This window comes from Colwellia sp. M166, from assembly GCF_024585285.1.
Lineage (GTDB): Bacteria > Pseudomonadota > Gammaproteobacteria > Enterobacterales > Alteromonadaceae > Cognaticolwellia.
Map to the genome: position 1 here is coordinate 3288163 of NZ_CP040755.1, position 18364 is coordinate 3306526.

Consider the following 18364-nt stretch of genomic DNA (forward strand, 5'->3'; position numbering starts at 1 on the left):
ACCTTAGTGATGATTTGGGGTAGAATGCGCGCCGAGTTGACGAGACAATCGCTGCTTTATCGTTGTGCCTTCGGGTAGACAGATGGGGGGGAGGAAAGTCCGGGCTCCAATGAGCAGGGTGCCAGGTAACGCCTGGGCGGCGTGAGCCGACGACAAGTGCAGCAGAGAGAAGACCGCCGATGGTTGTTCTTAGGAACCTCACAGGTAAGGCTGAAAGGGTGCGGTAAGAGCGCACCGGATTGCTGGTAACAGTAATTGCAGGGTAAACTCCACCCGGAGCAAGACCAAATAGGGTTTCATGACTAGGTTAATGCAAATTAGCATAGTATAAGCGTGGCTCGCGTGGAAACCGGGTAGGTTGCTTGAGCTATAGAGCGATTTATAGCCTAGACGAATGATTGTCACTTTTCTTCGGAAGAGATACAAAACCCGGCTTATGCGTCATCTCACCAATTTTAGATGCCGCTTGATTATCTAATCGATAGTTAAGCGGCTTTCTAAAATCAGCTCACCTGACTTCAAATTAAATCATGACAAGTAAAAAATGCTGCGCGGTTAGTTACACGGTACTGATTTTCACACTCCTTATTTCACTCTAAGATTTATTTATATCAAGTTTATTAAGTTTGTTCCCACTCAGCACTTAGTAAAATTGCTATTACATATCTCACTGTGCAATACATTTCGGCACAAGTTTTTTCTGATAAATTTTCAAGTTCAATCTTTAATTGTTGAAAAATCTACGTTCACTTCAAAGCCATCCTTTTGTCCAGTCGCTGGCGAGCTGAATGTCATAGTTGCACCTACGCCGGTTACTATTGCATCGGCAATTGCTAATCCAAGTCCCATGCCCTGAACTGAAATATTCGACCGAACAAAACGTCGCCGCAATTGCAATAATGTATCGGCTGGTATAACACTAGCTGCATTGACGATATTCAATAAGCCGTTGCAAGAAAAACTGATCTCAACAGGTTGAGATTTGCCGCCATGTTTTATGGCATTATCTAGTAAATTTCGAATCAAAATAGCGAAAGCATCTGGATCTATGGCAGACATATATTCTTTGTTTTTTGGCAATGTAAGGGTAATTATATTTGTTGGATTTAATCGTTGTGAATCGCCGACGAGTAATTTTAATAGGCTAATAAGATTGTGTTTTTTAGCTGACAAAAGCCCTCCACCTTCAGCTTTGGCTAACTGCATTAATTTTTCTGATAAGTTCGATAAGCCTCGTAAAGTTGTTTCAAGCTTGGCCATTTTATCTTGAGTTGAGCTTGTTGAAACCTCTAGCTGTAAGCGTTGAACTTGGGCCAAGGCTGTTGCAATAGGTGTTCGTAATTCATGAGCACTGTTTGCCGTAAATGATCTTTCTGACTCAAGTGCTCGTCGCAACCGATCTAGTAAACTATTAACAGATTCGGCGATAGGAATAATTTCAGTGGGTAACCCTTCGACTTTGACTGTTGTGAGATCGCCACTGCCACGGGATTCAATTTCATTTCGGTAAGCCAGAATATGACGTAAACTATAATGAACAAATACCCAGCTACCGATAAAACAAAGAGGGATGAGCAATACTAATGGCCAAAATAGCGAGGTAGCCATTTCTATGATTGCTTCTCGTCTTTGCTTCAGAGGTTCGGCAACCTCAATGTGCAATGTGTTTTGTACTGCTGAGGCGCCATAAAATCGATATGTCGTTGACGAATTAAACCCTATAAGAAGAGTTTGATTAAAGATGGCAGGATCAGCATTATGAGATTGCAATAAAATCTGTCCTAGGTGATTACGAACAAGATAGATAAGGCGCTCATCATGCGCTTTAAATGACATTATTTGTTGCGCTTGCTCGGGGTCTTCTCTGTTAATTATTTCAACAACCGCAAGCGGCATAATACGTTGAGCTGTTTCTGCTAGTGAGCTATCAAATAGTTCATTAAGTTTGTTTTTTGACACATAGACGGCACCTGACAGGGCTAATATCCACAGTAAAGTCACGCCAATAGTTAAGCCAATTCCTAACGTTTTTTGAAGACTTTGTGACTTTTTTGTTTCTGTTGCAATCATGTATTTTCCAGTCTTGATGATCTCATGCGGTAGCCCAGACCACGTACTGTCTCTAACTGTTCCTTTCCCAACTTTTTACGTAGACGACTGATATAAACTTCAATTGTATTGCTTTCTATTTCTGCACCAAAAGCATACAAGTGATCTTCTAATTGTGATTTTGACAGTAAAGTACCCGGTCTTTGAATAAATGCTTCAAGCAATGCCCATTCCCTAGCAGTTAAATTGACCGCAATACCATCGCGAGAGATAATATGTTTAGTTAGATCAATCTCCAATGTTCCTATGTAAACCTTTGGATTTGGATTGCCTGCATATCGTCTGGAAACGGCGGCTATGCGAGCGGAGAGTTCTGATAGATCAAAGGGCTTTACAAGGTAATCATCAGCGCCGGCATTTAATCCATTTATACGGTCAGAAATTTGATCTCTGGCGGTTAATATAATTACAGCTGTTGTGTCGCCTACTTTACGTATTTTCTTTAATAAATCGATCCCACTGCCATCGGGCAGCATTAAATCAAGAAGCAGCAGATCATAGTGGGTTGTACTAAGGCTGGCTTCGGCGTTGGAAATACATTTCACCCAATCAACCGCATGGCCTTCATCAGCAATTTGACCCTGTATCACTTCACCTAAACCTTCGGTATCTTCTACCAATAATATGCGCATTTTGTACCTCAAAACCTTATCAGTAACCTTGATAATACCCCAAGTTCCTGACAATAAACTGAAAATAAAATTTAATATATATCCAAACAACCTCAAGGGGCAGCATTAAGCTTGAATTAGAAACGCTTTAGGTAGGCATTGATTGAAGAGAAGGGTTATTCAGGATAATTGCTCGTGCATTAAACCTCATTGCTTATTTTAAGCTTATTGTCAGGAATCAAGGATACACTGAGCATTCAATGAATTAATGAGGTTAATATGAAACAGCACATACTAAGTATAACGCTCACGCTAATAACCGTTTGTATTTTCATTATCTGGGGTTGGAGCTATACGATGAATACCATAACAACGCCTTCGTTACCCTGGGAAATTTATGATAATAGCCTATACCTTAGTGGATTATTGGCCATTGCTTTAATGTCAGTGACCATGATGCTGGCTACTCGCCCAGCTTGGTTAGAAGCACCATTCAATGGCCTTGATAAGATATATCGCCTTCATAAATGGATGGCGATTTTAGCGGTAGTGTTTGCTGCCCTTCATTGGCTGATTGAAATGGGCGATGACGTAATTAAGTCTCTATTTGGGCGAGACGGTCGTTCACCTGAGCAAGATTTTTCAGGATTTATTGAGATGATGAGAGATGCTGCTGAAGACGTTGGAGAGTGGGCTGTATATCTTGTTTTTGCCATGCTTGTGCTAACGCTTTGGAAACGTTTTCCTTACAACATATGGCGCTATGTGCACCGTGTGATGCCGATACTTTATTTATTAGTGGTTTTTCATGCTGTATTGTTAGCTCCACTGGTCTGGTGGCAACAACCTGTAGGTTTGTTAATGGTGCTATTACTAATCGGGGGCAGCATCGCCAGTATCGTCTCACTAAGTGGGAAAATAGGACAATCACGGCAAGTGCAGGGTGCGATCAATGCAATTTCAACGATGTCAGCGGGTATTATTGAAGTTGAGTGTCAACTGAATAAAAAGTGGCAAAGGCATTGTGCAGGACAGTTTGCTTTCGTTACATTTAATCACACTGAAGGGGCTCATCCTTTTACAATTGCGAGTTCGGATCACGGTGACGGCCAAGTTACTTTTCAGATTAAGGCACTAGGCGATTATACCAAACGTTTAGAACATAAATTAAAGGTTGGACAATCAGTTACAGTCGAAGGTCCTTATGGTCGATTTAATTTCAAACCAAAAAATACCACAGCGGAACAAATATGGATCGCTGGCGGTATTGGTGTAACTCCCTTTTTAGCAAAGCTTGAAGAGCTGAAAAATAAGCCGGGACAATTGCCCTTGACTCAAATGCATTATTCTTGTCGTGATAGCGCAACAGATCCCTTTGTTAAGCGTTTACAAGAGGCTTGTATCGGTTTACCTCTTATTCAATTGCACATTCATGACAGTAATAAAGGCAAAAAACTGACAACAGAGCAACTGTTAACTCAACATTCAACAAAAGGCATGATGGAGGTATGGTTTTGTGGGCCGACTGGATGGGCAAGAATATTAGAAAGTGAATTACGAGAAATATTACAAGGAGCATTATTTTTTCATAAAGAGGCATTTGAACTGAGATAAAACTAAAGCGGTATTGCTTTCAGTTTAATGTCAGCAATGCTGTTTATAATAATCATAAAGCAACAGGAGATTCACCATGAGTAAATCAAAAGTAAGAAATGCAAAAAAGAAACTAGTTACACTTTTAATCAGCTCTTTTTTTGTAAGTGGCGCAGCATGGGCTGACGATGATTGCACTGATCCGGTATCAGAGTGGCAACCTCGAGAACAACTACGTCAGATAATTGAAGACCAAGGTTGGAAGGTTAATCGCATCAAAGTGGACGATGGTTGTTACGAAGTTAAAGGAGTCGATCGAAAGGGAAACCTAATAAAAGCGACATTTTCACCCGCGTCACTAAAGATTAGAGAACTTAAAATTAAATTTGCTATGTCAGGTGACGCCAGTGATTACTTAGCTCTAGGTACGCCAACGCACTCAGAAAATAACCCCCAAAAAAATAAACAAAAAAACAAACCTAAAGTCACCATCGATTGAATACTAAAGAGATAATACAATGAAATATTTAACTATGACACTGTGTTTTTTTTGCTCCTTTGCAATGAGTACTCAAACTTCAGCGCGCGAAATAAGTCTTACTACCGAACTACAAAACTATCGTGGTGACGGAGCATATTTAGCTGTTTATTTAACCAATGCAAAAGGTCAATATCAGCACACACTGTGGATTGCTGGACAAAAGTCAAAGTATTATAAACATTTAACCGGTTGGGCACGTGGCAGCCGAATGCGCACCAGTGAATATGATGGACTGACTGGTGCGAGCGTTACCAGTGGCAAGACATTAACGATAACACTTGATCTGCCTGATAGTTATATTGACTCGGGTTTTCAGCTTAAAGTAGATACATCCGTTGAAGACATGCGTGACAATCGCAATGATGTTGTAGTGCCATTGACCACCTTAGGTGCCGGTAAACCCTCCGCTGGACGAGGCTACGTCAAAACTTTCACCTACGCATTTTAAAAGGCTGCCTTAGGAGTTAGCTATGCTACGTAAATTTCACTCTTGGTTTGGGTTAATATCAACGGTGTTGGTTGTGTTACTTTCTATTACTGGTGCGGTTCTATCGGTTAATCCCGTTATAGAGTTCGCACAAGTGAAGGTAGTGGCAACACCTTCAATCAGTGTTGCTGAGTTAACTGGCAAGCTGGCATCTAGCCACCCAGATGCGGAGCAAATACAGCGCACCCCCTCAGGAAGTATTATCGTTTATTACACTGAAAATGGACAAACCGGGGCAGATTTAATAAACCCAATAACTGGTGAAACTATCGAGGCTTATTCAAACTCACCTGTTATGGTTTGGCTGAAAAAATTGCATCGTTCATACTTACTTGGCTCGCTTGGACGTATTGGCGCAGGTATTACAGCTTTTATTATACTGCTGTTAACCATTTCAGGTGCCATCATGGTGACCAAGCGACTTGGTGGTTGGCGTCAAATTTTACGACCTATTCAAGGTGCTTTTAGGCAGCGCTTACACTGTCAGATGGGCCGAGTAGCCGTTCTTGCGCTGATGCTATCGGCCACTACTGGTCTGTATATGTCTGCAGTGACCTTTGAATTACTACCTGATTATCAATCATTAGAACCCGTTTTTCCAGAAAGTGTAAAAGGTGATTTACCTGCATCAATCGATACGCTTACCGCTTTAAAATCTATCCCTATCAGTGAGCTTAGAGAATTGGTTTATCCTTACAAGAACGATCACAATGATGTTTATTCAATTACTACGCATCAAGGGCGCGGGTTTATTGACCAATCTACAGGACAATTATTGTCGTTTAAACCCTTCAACAATAAGCAAAAATTGTATGAATTTATCTATATGCTGCATACGGGCGAAGGACTTTGGTGGCTCGGGTTACTATTAGGTTTAGGCGCACTAGCAGTGCCACTAATGTCGTGGACTGGCATTCAAATTTGGTGGAGTCGCAGAAGGTCGGCCACGACGATCAACAACAATACCGCTCTTCGTAGTGCCGATACAGTAATATTAGTTGGCAGTGAAGGAAATAGTACTTGGGGCTTCGCTAAAACCTTTCATAATGCGCTTAACTTAGTCGGTTATCGAGCTCACACAATGTCAATGAACAACTTTGCGAATAATTCTGTGAGTTGTTACTCAAATATAAAGCAGCTATTTATTCTGACCGCGACCTATGGCGATGGTGGTGCACCTGCTTCGGCCAGTCACTTCCTGACCCAGTTAGATAAAATGACTGAAATACCAGAGTTTCTCGTTGCGGTACTGGGCTTTGGCGATCGACAATTTCCTGGTTTTTGTCAATATGCAAAAGATGTGCAAACGGCACTTACTGCTAAAGGTTGCTCACAATTACTGCCACTCGATACCATTAACAGACAGTCGCCGCAGGAGTTTTCCCGTTGGGGCAACACTGTGGGTAGGATGATCAATACCGAGCTGTCGCTGCTTTACACTCCGAATTATCCTAGCTGTACGACACTATCGCTCGTCGAGCGAGTTGATTACGGCGCTGAAGTGAAGGCGCCAACGGCTGTGTTACGCTTTAAACAATCTGCTGTTAATAAAGCTCTACCACATTTTGAGGCAGGTGACTTAGTTGGTATTTTAGCGCCAGGCAGCAAGGTGGCACGATTTTATTCCCTCGCTTCTGCATCGAAAGATAGCATGTTGGAGATCTGCATACGCCTTCATTCCGGTGGATTGTGTTCGAGTTTCCTCCATTCACTATCTGTTGGCGACAGTATCGAGGCTTTTATCCAGCTCAATCCGAGTTTCCGCCCCGCTTCTGGTAAAGCTCCGATAGTGCTGATTGGAGCAGGCACAGGTATTGGACCTTTGGTCGGTTTTATCCGCAATAATAAATCACACCACCGCATACATCTCTATTGGGGAGGGCGTAGTCGACAGTCAGACTTTCTCTATGAGTCTGAGCTTAATAGTTATCTTAAAGATAGGCGACTGACAGAGCTGAACACCGTGTTCTCCCGTAGCAACAACCGCTCTTATGTGCAAGAAAAAATCGCTGTTGATAGTTTAGAGATACGAGGATTAATAGCAAAAGGGGCACAGATTTTGGTCTGCGGAGGACGAGATATGGCAAGCAGCGTCATGGTAGCATTGGACGAAGTAATAGCACCTATGGGCATAGACGTACTAACGCTCAAAGCCCAAGGCCGTTACCGTGAAGATGTTTATTAGTTTGTTCACTAATTGAAATAAATAGCATTGTTGTACTTTGTAAATTTATCCATTATAGCGCTTGGATATTAATCGGGGGTTGCACGGAAGAGACACTTGTTATTCCTGGGTACTTTCATTTTTGGATGAACGCTAGAGAGCATATGCTAGGGACAGTTGAACTTTCATTTGAGTCGCAGCTATATACGCAGTATAAAAACCGCAAAATTTAAATAACCGCTTTCTAATAAAAACACAAAAAGCAGCCTAAGCTGCCTTTTGTCATACATAAAACCGTATTTATTTTATGTATTTTTTAAATGGTGCATCTACTGGAGTGTCAGCAAGGTGATTAGTGTAGTTACTCATCACTTTTTGAGATAAACCGACAATTATTTCAAGTAGTTGTTGCTTGCCATAACCTGCTGCAAAAAACTTCTCAATTTGCTCATCGCTAATGACACCGCGCTCGCGTGTCATTGCTAATGTCGTTTCACGTAGTGCTTCTAGTTTAGGGTTTGCAAGAGGTGTTTTGTTGACCAGTGCATCAACAATATCTTGGTCAACTTTCATTGAAGCTGCAATACCGCTGTGTGCTGGTACACAGTAGTGACAGTTATGCTCAACGTTAATTGATTGCCATACTACGGTAAGCTCTTCAGCATTAAATGATGTTTTTTGAAATAAGTCATGCAGTACTTGGTAACCTTTAAGTAATGTTGGTGCTTCAGCCATTACTGCGTGTAAGTTAGGTAGCATACCAAATGCAGCTACTGAATCAGCCATTAGAGGTTTTGCTTCTTCAGGTGCGTTTTCTGCTGTATATAAAGTAAATTCTGTCATGTTTAACTCCAATAAATAGTTAGGTTTAGTAACGTCGAAACACATAGTATTTGATTTTGAGCGACTGTTCAAGTTAAAATTGAGCGAATGTTCAAATTGATTGAGAATGATATGGCTAATAAGGTTAAATTTGAACGCGAGAATGTCATTCGCGTTGCTAGCCAGCTATTTTGGCAAAAAGGCTTTCATGCAACATCAACGCGTGACTTACAAGAAGCTGTTAATATGCGCCCAGGTAGTATTTACGCTGCATTTGGCTCTAAAGAAGGGCTATACAGTGAATCACTGAAAGATTACACCATACAAATGAAAAGCCAAATAGAGGGCTTTTTATCAAGCGCCGATACGATACTCGGAGGATTACGTGCATTTGTAGAAAACGTGGTAATTAGCACAAAAGATTGCAGTCCAAGTGCTATTTGTATGCTGGTTAAAGCAAACAGTGAATTTGCAGAAAAGGACTCAAGCTTATACGAGTTAAGTGTAGATTTAGCTGCTCAATTTGAAACTTATTTAACGCAATTGTTTGAACAAGCAATCAATAATGATGAGTTAAGTAATACACTTACTCCACTTGAATATGCGCGCTTTTTTCAGGTGCAATTTACCGGTTTACGGGGGTATTTTAACCGCCCAAATGTAGCGCAATTAGCTCAGCCAATGATCAATCAAATGTTTATGCTAATGAAAAGCTTATAAATGCACTAACAATATTCACATGGAATTACTTTTCCATTCGATAAATACAGAAATTATTTCTGGTAATGCTTAAAGCCCATCTAAAAAAAGGAAAGTTAATGACTAAATTACTGATATTTATTGTACTTGTTTTAAGCAGTTTTACGTCTCTGGCCGAGTCGACAGTTGATTCACCACCAAAAGGCTCAATTCTTTTGACTGTTTTTTTAAAACACGACCAAAGTAAGAATTTAGACGAAATTCAGCAAATTTTAACCGATCAAGGCTTCTTTGAAGCATTTCCACCAAAAGGTGTTTCGGTTGTAAGTTGGTATGTCATGATGGGTATTGGGCATGTTGTTACTTTAGAAGTTCCTGCACACCAACTGAATGAAGTTAACCTTGCTATAGAAAAAACTGCTTGGAAAGCATTTACAACTGAGTTTTATCCTACCTATAACTTATACCCTATTTACAAAGATAAGTTAAAAAATAAAGCTAAAGTATCATACGAATAACTCTGACTCTGTTGAGCTAATTTCATGCCCTGTGGAAGCGAAACTTCCGTAGGGTAATACGCTATTATATTTAACACTTAAAAAGGTAAATGATAACTTCAAGCTCATTGCTAATGGAAGTGTTGCGCATTGTAAACGTTAACTTTTACAATGAATTAGTTATTAGTTAAAACCTGATTTTAACTTTGGATGAAATGCGGAAAATTTTCTCACTTCGTAAAATGTGAGGAAGATGCCAATTCGGCAACATGATGGTTATTAATTTTTACTGACAAAGTAGAGCAAGTAGTCATGCCGATATTAGTTGGTAGTAAATGTATCATATTGTTTTTAAGCACTTTCGAATGGAAAAGTTTGATTTTTATATTGCTGTTTCTGATTAAAAACAGCATCATTTAGTCAGTTACAAGCTGACTTGAACACTATAATCATGCCAAGTAGAAATGTCTTTAAACCGAAGCAGCAAAGAAGCCAAGACACTCAGCGTAAGCTGATCGAAGCGTTACATTTGTGTTTACAGGATAAATTCTTTGAACATATTTCTATTAAAGAGCTAGCTGAACATGCCGGGGTTTCTGTCGGAACATTTTATCGTCGCTTTAAAGATAAAGAATCCTTACTGCCATTGCTTTATCAGGATTTTGGTGATGAGCTTTTGTTATGGGTTGACCGTCTTGAGCTTAATCAGTATCACTGTTTAAAAGAAGCTATAGAGCAGCTTGCGGTAGAGGTTTATGGTTTTATATCTGCTCGAAAAAGTGTTTTTCGCACCTTGCATTTAAATTCAAGGCTACATTCATCATTGCTCGATTCTGACGAGTTTGTTGACCGCCGAGGTGTATATCGTCGATTGGCTAATTTATTATTAAATTTTCAGGCAGAGATCAAAGCTGCTGAACCGAGTAAGGCTGCTGAGATGGTTATTTTTATGATGATCACCAGTTTACTAGATAAAGTACTTTATCCCTCATTAACCCCCGCTATTGCAACTAGCGCCAGTGCTGAAGAGCTTACATTTGAATTGCCAAAAATATTATTACCGTATTTAAGCCTTGAATCGGTGTAGTCATTTAGTACTATACGCCGAAAATAATTTGCAAAATTCAATAAGAGATATTAAGTTATTGTGAATTCAAATTCACTTTCGAGTTACTATGAAGTTTAGTAAAATTTTTGCGCTATTAGGTCCAGGTATTGTCTGGGCTGCCACCAGTATTGGTGTTTCTCATATTGTTCAGGCAACACGTGCCGGTGCTGACTTTGGCTTTGCCTTGTTAGGCTTTATTATTCTTGCCCATGTGGTTAAATATCCATTTTTTTTGTTCGGTCCTAAATATGCAGGGCTCACTGGGAAAAGCTTACTCGATGGTTATAAAAGTGTCGGCAATTGGGCATTTTATTTATTTTTATTTTTAACCTTTGTCACCATGTTTTTTGTCCAATCTGGTGTCACTATTGTGACGTCTGCATTGGCAATGAATCTTTTTGGTGATGTGCTTTCCTTGTCACAGTGGGCAGCACTGACTTTGGTAATTGTTTGTGCGGTATTAATTGTTGGTCATTATAAGTTATTGAGTTCCTTACTTAAGTGGATGATGCTTATTCTAGTAATATCGAGCGTTATAGCTTGGTTTGCAGCGGTCAATCGCTTAGGTTTTAGTCCGTCAGCTGAGGCACCCGTAATTTCATTAACCTCTGCGGCGAGCATTGCTTTTATTGTTGCGCTTATTGGTTGGATGCCTACCGCTATTGAAGTGTCGGTTTGGCACTCTATTTGGACTACCTCACGTGTGGAAAAACCAGGTAAAGCCTCAGCTAAAAATGCCACGTTGGATTTTAATATTGGTTATTTAACCAGCTTTTTATTGGCGATTATTTTCCTATGGTTAGGGGCATTATTAATGTTTGGTCAAGGTGATGGTTTTGCTAAGTCAGCAGCAGCTTTTGCTGGACAATTAGTGGGAATTTACAGTACGGCTTTAGGTGAGTGGAGTTGGTTGTTGATGGCATTGGTAACCTTTATTGCTTTATTCTCAACTACCTTTGCGGTAGCTGATGGTTTTCCACAAGTATGGCGACGTGCTGCTTTGCTTGCCAGTAAAGAACAAAGTGAAGCAATACAAAATAGAGCAAACAAAGTTTATATTGGCTCGCTATTAGTACTTGCGGTCGGCAGTTGGTGGATTATCAGTGACTTTAGCGCAGACATTAAAGCATTGCTTGATTTTGTTACTACGGTTTCCTTTGTCAGTGCGCCAATCTACGCTTGGTTAAATTATAAGGTCATGATGGGCGCCGATGTTTGCCAAACACAAAAACCACAAGGCTGGTTTAAAGTGTATACCTTGGTGTGTTTGACCGTATTAACTTTATTTAGCGGCTTCTTTTTGTGGTGGAAATTTTTCTCTTAATAAAATGCCGATATTTTGAGGTTTTTATTGCTCGAAAAGCTACTGTACTTTTGCGCTCAAACTGTTGAGCGCATTTAGCGTAGCATATTCAATTACCCTACATTTACTTATCAGTTAACCAATAGACTTAATTTGTGAATCTAACGAAGTTATTATTATAAGTAAAACTTTATAAGTTAGCGTTAGTATAATGGCGCTAATTAACAATTTGTTATCAACAATATTTAATACAAGTGAGAAAAAACATGATGCATATTAATGGTGGCTGCCATTGTGGCGAAATCAAATTTGAAGCTGAAATTGACGAAAATAAAGTGATGATCTGCCATTGCCTTGATTGTCAAATATTATCGGGTACGGCATTTAGAAGTGTCGTGGTATCTGAGCCTGATGGTGTAAGGTTTACCAAAGGTGCAGTAAAAGAATATATTAAAATAGCTGAAAGTGGTAATCAACGAGCGCAAGGGTTTTGTGCAAATTGTGGCAGTGCACTTTATGCCACTTCAGTTGAATCAGCTAATAGAGTGTATGGCATCAGAGCAGGTTGTATTGAGCAACGCAATCTATTAACCCCAAAAAATCAAATTTGGTGTCGTTCTGCTGTGCCATGGCTAAAAGGTATTACTGATATTCCGATGTTTGATACCGTACCAACGAAGTAGCCATACAATCAGGTTTTTAACTGTGAAGGGAGCATGAATAAACAGGATTTATAGAAGGGCAGCTTACTCGCTAACGGATTTTAAAGAGCAATTTCAAAAGGCTATTCAAACGATAATAAAAAACGGGCATCTAATGATGCCCGTTTTTATTGATAACTTTCTACTTATTGCATGATGTTCAGTAAGTTAATCTTCTTCAACCAAGGTCATTAATGAGGTGTTACCGCCAGAAGCTGTGGTGTCAATACTCACGGTTTTTTCTGTCAACAAACGTTGGATCAGATTATCAAAGTATTCAGAGCTGATCACTGGCAATATTGCGCCTTGACGTTCTGCTAATTTTTCACTGATATAATGTTTACGGTCACAATTACTGTCGACTACGACGCCTGATAACGCAGGATGCGTCAACATCGTTGATAAGTGACGTAAGCGAGCAACTTGGAAAACACCGGCATCAGCGACTGTCGAGAGGAATTTATCTCTAAAGGCGATGGCTTCGTCATAATACAAGTCAGATACTACACTAATCACGGTATTGCCGGTCGCTAATGCCGTTACAATCGAAAGTACCCAGAAATGAAAGCTAACCGTTGAGTCAGCAAAACAGATAATATTGCCGCGATTTTCCAAATAAAGCACATTTGACTCACCCGTTGGCCCTGGTAAGAATGTTGGCTTTTTCATGCGTTTTTCGATATCAATTAATTGCGAGCGCGCCGATTTTAAGGTGCGGTTTAAATCGTCGGCTAAATCATCAACAATACCAACGTGGGCAATTTTTGCTAACAATTGTCGCACACAAGAAAGACGGGTGTTTAACTCTGTTAAGCGCCAAGCTTTTTCTGCTGCATTGGCTTTGTCCATAAATAAAACAGCTTCTTTATCTGACTGCTCATCACCGTCTAAAGCTTCTACTTGTGAAGGTAATAAGTTAAATTGCTCGGCATCTGGCGTCGCTTTTTCTATCACTAAACGAGATAAATAATTCGGCCCGCCTGCTTTTGGTCCAGTACCTGAAAGGCCGCGACCACCAAAAGGTTGGACACCAACAATAGCGCCGATCATATTACGGTTAATATAGACGTTACCGGCACGTGAAAGTTTAGCTAAATCAAAAGCACGGTGTTCAATACGGGTATGAATGCCCATCGTTAAGCCAAAGCCCGTGCCATTAATTTTATCAATAACTGCTTCTATTTCGTTACCTTTAAAGCGTACAACATGCACACAAGGACCAAATACTTCCTGCTTAAGTACGCTAATATCGCTAATTTCATATAGGCGTGGTGCGAAAAAGAAATGCTCATTGTCAGCTACTTCATCAGCAATAGGGCATTGATACAACAATTGCCCCTTGTCTTTCATGTAGTCGCTGTGGGCATTAAGGGCGTCTAGCGCTTTTTGATCAATCACCGGACCAATATCAGTACTTAGTTTTGCTGGGTTACCAACGTACAATTCAGCTAATGCACCTTTGAGCATAGTAATCACGTCATCAGCAATATCTTCTTGTAAAAATAATACCCGAAGCGCTGAACAGCGTTGACCTGCTGATTGAAAACCTGAAGAAATAACATCATCAACGACTTGTTCTGGTAAAGCCGTTGAATCTACTATCATGCAGTTTTGACCGCCAGTTTCGGCAATTAATGGCACTTGATCGCCACCACGGTCAGCTAAGGTTTGTGAAATAACGGTGCCGGTTTGTGTTGAGCCAGTAAACATCACGGTTTGAATGCGTTCATCAGGAATGATCACGCTACCCACTTCGCTACCACGGGCGATAACCGCTTGTACAACGCCTTCAGGTAAACCGACTGACTTCATTAAATCAATGGTACGTAAAGCAATTAAACTGGTTTGTTCCGCGGGCTTAGCTAATACCGTATTACCGGTGGCAATAGCGGCGGCTACTTGGCCTAAAAATATCGCTAACGGGAAGTTCCACGGGCTAATACATAAAATAACTCCACGGGCTTCTAAGCGTTCATCGGCGGCAATTTCAACGGCTTTTTCTGCATAGTAACGACAAAAGTCAACCGCTTCTCTGACTTCATCAATACCGTCTTGTGCTATTTTACCGGCTTCTTTAATACATAACGCGATCAACTCGTCGGTATGACGTTCAAGAATATCAGCAACACGACACAATAAAGCTGCACGTTCAACTACTGGCGTGGCTGACCATGAAGCAAAGGCGGTTTCAGCAACGTCAATCATGGCTAACATGTCAGCTTTATTATGGTGCTGATGAAAGCCAATAATTTCGCTATGATTTGCTGGGTTTTTCACGGCAACAGCGTCTGATGGCACATCATTTTTATTGAGTAAATTGTCAACAAACCAATTATCTAATGACGCCTTTAATGGTGTAATAACATTGATGTCAGTTAAATCTAAACCTTTCGAATTATCACGACCTAGACCTTTTGCGTCATGATATAAAGCAATAGGTTTGATAATTTGATGATTGTATTTATCTTTTAAGCGTTGAGTTTTTTCAACCGGGTCGCCAAGTAATGACTCTACCGGTTGAGATTCATCAACAATAGCATTAACAAAAGAAGAGTTAGCGCCATTTTCTAATAAACGACGGACTAAGTAGGCTAAAAGGTCTTCATGTTGACCCACTGGCGCGTAGATACGACACTGAATTTTTTCACCGGCTACTATTTGGTCGTATAAAGAATCGCCCATGCCATGTAAACACTGAAATTCAAAACCTTCTTTATCATCACCCGCTAGTTCAACAATAGTCGCTGCGGTATAAGCATTATGCGTAGCGAATTGCGGATAAATAGTATCTCGATATTCTAATAATTTGTTGGCACAGGCATGGTAAGAAACATCGGTTGAAGACTTACGCGTGAAAACCGGGAAATGAGCATGACCATCTTTTTGAGCATTTTTAATTTCAGTATCCCAATAAGCACCTTTCACCAAGCGCACCATCATTTTACGGTCAACACGTACGGTTAACTCACGTAGCCAATCAACCACGAAAATAGCGCGCTTTTGATACGCTTGTAAGGCAATACCAAAACCATCCCAATCGCCTAATTCATTATCACTAAATACCGCTTCAATAATATCAAGTGAAATGTCTAAGCGTTCAGATTCTTCAGCGTCAACAGTTAAGCCGATATTATAGCTTTTAGCCTGCAAACAAAGTGCTTTAAGTTTAGGGACAATTTCAGCCATCACCCGTGTTTTATGGCTAAACTCATAGCGAGGATGAATAGCGGAAAGTTTCACTGAAATACCCGGTACTTTACGCGGGTCGTTTTTACCTGAGGCCACCGCAACTTCACCAATAACTTCTATCGCATCTTGATAAGCTTTTAAATAACGTTCAGCATCGGCCATGGTGCGAGCGCCTTCGCCGAGCATGTCGTAAGAATAAACGTAACCTTGTTGTTCTTTCGTTGCTGCTCGCTCTGTTGCTGCGGTGATGGTTTCGCCCATAACAAACTGTTTGCCCATAATTTTCATGGCATAGTTCATAGACTTACGAATAACCGGCTCACCTAAGCGGCCAATGGTTTTTTTCAATAAACCAAAACTGTCTTGTTTACGTTTATCGGCATAATTAACCATAGAGCCGGTAATGAGTAGGCCCCAAGACGATGCATTAACGAATAAAGAATCGCTGCTGCCTAAGTGACTGCTCCATTGTCCTTGCGATATTTTGTCACGAATTAAGGCATCTTGCGTATGCTTATCAGGTACACGTAGTAAGGCTTCAGCCAAACACATTAATACCACGCCTTCTTCACTTGATAGTGAATATTCATTTAATAGGGCATCTATTGCACCCTTACCTGATTGATCTTGACGAATTTTCAAGACCATTTTACGTGCTCTTTCCCAAGCTCTACTTCGGGCACTAACGTTTACTTCAGCTAAAGGAAGAATATGATCTACCGCTACATTTTCATCAATACGATAAAACTCACGAATTTTCTGACGAATTGGGCAGTCTGTGATAAACGAACCATTAAAAAGCATATGCTTTTCCTCAAAATGACTAAATAGTAGCCTGTTACTAGTTAGCGATAGTTACAATAGAATAATTCGTGCATTCTAAATAAAACTTAACCGTATGTGCTAGCTAAATTTGCGTTTTAAGCCATTTAAAATGCCGTTAAAGTTTAATGCCACAGTAGAATGTATTTGATGTTAATAAATTTAACATTTGTAAAATTAAGTAGAAGCTTTTTACGATGAGATAGAACAAAGTTGTATGTTGATTTATCCTCGTAATATTCGTAGCTATGGTAGCTGATGATAAAGTTAACGCTCAGATGGTGATAATAATGATATAAATTATTTGATACATTAATCTTGAGCGAATATATTTCACTGAAATGAAGACTGTTACCAGTAAAAAAAGTAAAAGTGATAATCATTGGACAAATGTACTTGATTGATTAGCTAAATAGGGCAGAATAAAGACTACACTTTTTAGTTATATATTGATTATTTAACTTAACGCGGCGTAGACAACTTGGCTTATGCTTTTGTTGCCTACTGACGGTTAAATAAACGTTGGATTAACGCTGATAGCATAAAAGAGGAACTGATGGCCGTTTTAATTAACAATCAAACGCAACAACGTTGCCTACTGCAATCTCATCATAGTTTTGGTCGACTTAAAAGCTCAGTTAATACTTACGTCAGCGATGCATATATCTCTAAAATACATGCTTTTATTGAGTGGAATGAGCAGTACTGGCTACTGCGTGATGTCAGTAGTAATGGTACTTGGCTTAATGGTAATAAATTATCTCGTGAACAAGTTGCCCAGCTTAATGTTGGTGATGTGATCACCTTTGCAGGTAAATCTAATAATGCGTTTGAGGTGTTTGATGTTAGCCCTCCTTGTGATTGCTTGATTCCCGTGGCGCATAACAGCGATGCTATTCAATTAGAGTATTTACATTTATTACCGAGTCAAAAGTCGCAAAATATCGTCCTAAGCTATAACAACCAAACCTACTCTTGGTGGCAAGAAATTCTTGACGATAATTTGAATCAACCAATTTCTGCCAGTGAACTTGATGATCAAGCGTATTTAGATATTGACGGCTTAACATGGCAGCTACAAATTAACCGCAGTATTGCTGAAACACAATTGCTCAGACCTAGTGTAACTTCGCTTGATGAATTAAGTTTTTTATTTCAAACCAGTTTAGATGAAGAAAGCACCCATGTTGTTATGCAAAGTGGTGAAGAGCAGATTGATTTATTAGTACGTAGTCATCACTACCTTATGCTGACGCTTGCTCGTCAACGTGCGAAAGATATGCAAGCAGGTCTTGATGATAGTGAACAAGGTTGGGTATATGCCGAACACCTTGCGAAAGATTTAGGACTAGATGCTAGTCATTTAAATATACAAATTTACCGTATTCGTAAACAGTTCGTTGATGCCCTGAATAACGCTTGTGAGTCAAATAACATTATAGAGCGCAATGCCGGTAAGCTACGTTTAGCCAGTAAGTCTTTTTGTATTCATAAAGGCGATAAAATGGAATGTGATACGCGTCAAGTGAGTTTACTGGAAGCCGAGCCAAACGATAGTTATAACATGAGTCAAAATATCACCAGTTATGCTGGCCAACGAGCTCATTAAGTTACTGATTATTATGCGTGTATTAGCGAAATGATATGCAATAATATTTAGTTAAATAAAAATAAAAATAAAAATAACTTCAATTCGGGCATATCAATAACACTTGGTA

14 protein-coding genes and 1 other RNA gene are annotated in these 18364 nt (G+C 39.9%); 11 read left to right on the top strand and 4 right to left on the bottom strand.

Annotated elements, in window-relative coordinates:
* Positions 1-32 precede the first annotated feature (32 nt).
* Positions 33-453: RNase P RNA component class A (gene rnpB, locus FGD67_RS14850), an RNA gene on the top strand.
* Between the two features lie 264 nt (positions 454-717).
* On the opposite strand, the gene FGD67_RS14855 is transcribed toward rnpB, so the two are convergent.
* Entirely contained in the window at positions 718-2070 is a 1353-nt protein-coding gene (locus tag FGD67_RS14855; RefSeq protein ID WP_257171895.1) for an ATP-binding protein, read from the bottom strand.
* Entirely contained in the window at positions 2067-2741 is a 675-nt protein-coding gene (locus tag FGD67_RS14860; RefSeq protein ID WP_257171896.1) for a response regulator, read from the bottom strand. The genes FGD67_RS14855 and FGD67_RS14860 overlap by 4 nt, the downstream gene beginning before the upstream one ends.
* Before the next feature lie 336 nt (positions 2742-3077).
* Here FGD67_RS14860 and FGD67_RS14865 point away from each other — a divergent pair, with 336 nt between their 5' ends.
* From FGD67_RS14865 to FGD67_RS14880, 4 genes are all read left to right on the top strand, one after another.
* Positions 3078-4334 (top strand): ferric reductase-like transmembrane domain-containing protein, encoded by a 1257-nt coding sequence (locus FGD67_RS14865; RefSeq protein WP_257171897.1) that lies wholly within the window; start codon positions 3078-3080, stop codon positions 4332-4334.
* A 76-nt stretch (positions 4335-4410) separates the two neighbouring features.
* Positions 4411-4812, top strand: a complete 402-nt coding sequence (locus FGD67_RS14870; protein ID WP_257171898.1) for a PepSY domain-containing protein — start codon at positions 4411-4413, stop codon at positions 4810-4812.
* 64 nt (positions 4813-4876) lie between these two features.
* Entirely contained in the window at positions 4877-5302 is a 426-nt protein-coding gene (locus FGD67_RS14875; RefSeq protein ID WP_257171899.1) for a DUF2271 domain-containing protein, read from the top strand.
* A 22-nt stretch (positions 5303-5324) separates the two neighbouring features.
* On the top strand, positions 5325-7526 hold the full coding sequence (locus FGD67_RS14880) for a PepSY domain-containing protein (protein ID WP_257171900.1): 2202 nt from the start codon (positions 5325-5327) through the stop codon (positions 7524-7526).
* A gap of 279 nt (positions 7527-7805) precedes the next feature.
* Here FGD67_RS14880 and FGD67_RS14885 read toward each other — a convergent pair whose 3' ends face one another.
* Positions 7806-8348, bottom strand: a complete 543-nt coding sequence (locus tag FGD67_RS14885; RefSeq protein WP_257171901.1) for a carboxymuconolactone decarboxylase family protein — start codon at positions 8346-8348, stop codon at positions 7806-7808.
* A gap of 111 nt (positions 8349-8459) precedes the next feature.
* Between FGD67_RS14885 and FGD67_RS14890 the strand changes: the two genes are divergently transcribed.
* The 5 genes from FGD67_RS14890 to FGD67_RS14910 all read left to right on the top strand — a co-directional run bounded on the left by FGD67_RS14890 (position 8460) and on the right by FGD67_RS14910 (position 12617).
* Positions 8460-9047 (top strand): TetR/AcrR family transcriptional regulator, encoded by a 588-nt coding sequence (locus FGD67_RS14890; protein ID WP_257171902.1) that lies wholly within the window; start codon positions 8460-8462, stop codon positions 9045-9047.
* Positions 9048-9145: 98 nt separating this feature from the next.
* Entirely contained in the window at positions 9146-9544 is a 399-nt protein-coding gene (locus FGD67_RS14895) for a hypothetical protein (protein WP_257171903.1), read from the top strand.
* Positions 9545-9974: 430 nt separating this feature from the next.
* Entirely contained in the window at positions 9975-10610 is a 636-nt protein-coding gene (locus FGD67_RS14900) for a TetR/AcrR family transcriptional regulator (RefSeq protein WP_257171904.1), read from the top strand.
* A gap of 88 nt (positions 10611-10698) precedes the next feature.
* Positions 10699-11955: an NRAMP family divalent metal transporter gene (locus FGD67_RS14905; protein ID WP_257171905.1), complete on the top strand. Its 1257-nt coding sequence runs from the start codon at positions 10699-10701 to the stop codon at positions 11953-11955.
* Between the two features lie 248 nt (positions 11956-12203).
* Positions 12204-12617: a GFA family protein gene (locus FGD67_RS14910; protein ID WP_257175134.1), complete on the top strand. Its 414-nt coding sequence runs from the start codon at positions 12204-12206 to the stop codon at positions 12615-12617.
* A gap of 186 nt (positions 12618-12803) precedes the next feature.
* On the opposite strand, the gene putA is transcribed toward FGD67_RS14910, so the two are convergent.
* Complete coding sequence (gene putA, locus FGD67_RS14915; protein WP_257171906.1) at positions 12804-16628, bottom strand: bifunctional proline dehydrogenase/L-glutamate gamma-semialdehyde dehydrogenase PutA; 3825 nt, start codon at positions 16626-16628, stop codon at positions 12804-12806.
* Positions 16629-17202: 574 nt separating this feature from the next.
* Between putA and FGD67_RS14920 the strand changes: the two genes are divergently transcribed.
* Positions 17203-18255, top strand: a complete 1053-nt coding sequence (locus FGD67_RS14920; protein ID WP_257171907.1) for an FHA domain-containing protein — start codon at positions 17203-17205, stop codon at positions 18253-18255.
* The last annotated feature ends 109 nt before the right edge of the window (positions 18256-18364 follow it).

What these genes read in the sequence shown, in the direction of transcription:
- FGD67_RS14855 (WP_257171895.1), bottom strand. Translation starts at nt 2,070, where the DNA reads ATGATTGCAACAGAAACAAAAAAGTCACAAAGTCTTCAAAAAACGTTA.
- FGD67_RS14860 (WP_257171896.1), bottom strand. Translation starts at nt 2,741, where the DNA reads ATGCGCATATTATTGGTAGAAGATACCGAAGGTTTAGGTGAAGTGATA.
- FGD67_RS14865 (WP_257171897.1), top strand. Translation starts at nt 3,078, where the DNA reads ATGAATACCATAACAACGCCTTCGTTACCCTGGGAAATTTATGATAAT.
- FGD67_RS14870 (WP_257171898.1), top strand. Translation starts at nt 4,411, where the DNA reads ATGAGTAAATCAAAAGTAAGAAATGCAAAAAAGAAACTAGTTACACTT.
- FGD67_RS14875 (WP_257171899.1), top strand. Translation starts at nt 4,877, where the DNA reads ATGAGTACTCAAACTTCAGCGCGCGAAATAAGTCTTACTACCGAACTA.
- FGD67_RS14880 (WP_257171900.1), top strand. Translation starts at nt 5,325, where the DNA reads ATGCTACGTAAATTTCACTCTTGGTTTGGGTTAATATCAACGGTGTTG.
- FGD67_RS14885 (WP_257171901.1), bottom strand. Translation starts at nt 8,348, where the DNA reads ATGACAGAATTTACTTTATATACAGCAGAAAACGCACCTGAAGAAGCA.
- FGD67_RS14890 (WP_257171902.1), top strand. Translation starts at nt 8,460, where the DNA reads ATGGCTAATAAGGTTAAATTTGAACGCGAGAATGTCATTCGCGTTGCT.
- FGD67_RS14895 (WP_257171903.1), top strand. Translation starts at nt 9,146, where the DNA reads ATGACTAAATTACTGATATTTATTGTACTTGTTTTAAGCAGTTTTACG.
- FGD67_RS14900 (WP_257171904.1), top strand. Translation starts at nt 9,975, where the DNA reads ATGCCAAGTAGAAATGTCTTTAAACCGAAGCAGCAAAGAAGCCAAGAC.
- FGD67_RS14905 (WP_257171905.1), top strand. Translation starts at nt 10,699, where the DNA reads ATGAAGTTTAGTAAAATTTTTGCGCTATTAGGTCCAGGTATTGTCTGG.
- FGD67_RS14910 (WP_257175134.1), top strand. Translation starts at nt 12,204, where the DNA reads ATGCATATTAATGGTGGCTGCCATTGTGGCGAAATCAAATTTGAAGCT.
- putA (WP_257171906.1), bottom strand. Translation starts at nt 16,628, where the DNA reads ATGCTTTTTAATGGTTCGTTTATCACAGACTGCCCAATTCGTCAGAAA.
- FGD67_RS14920 (WP_257171907.1), top strand. Translation starts at nt 17,203, where the DNA reads ATGGCCGTTTTAATTAACAATCAAACGCAACAACGTTGCCTACTGCAA.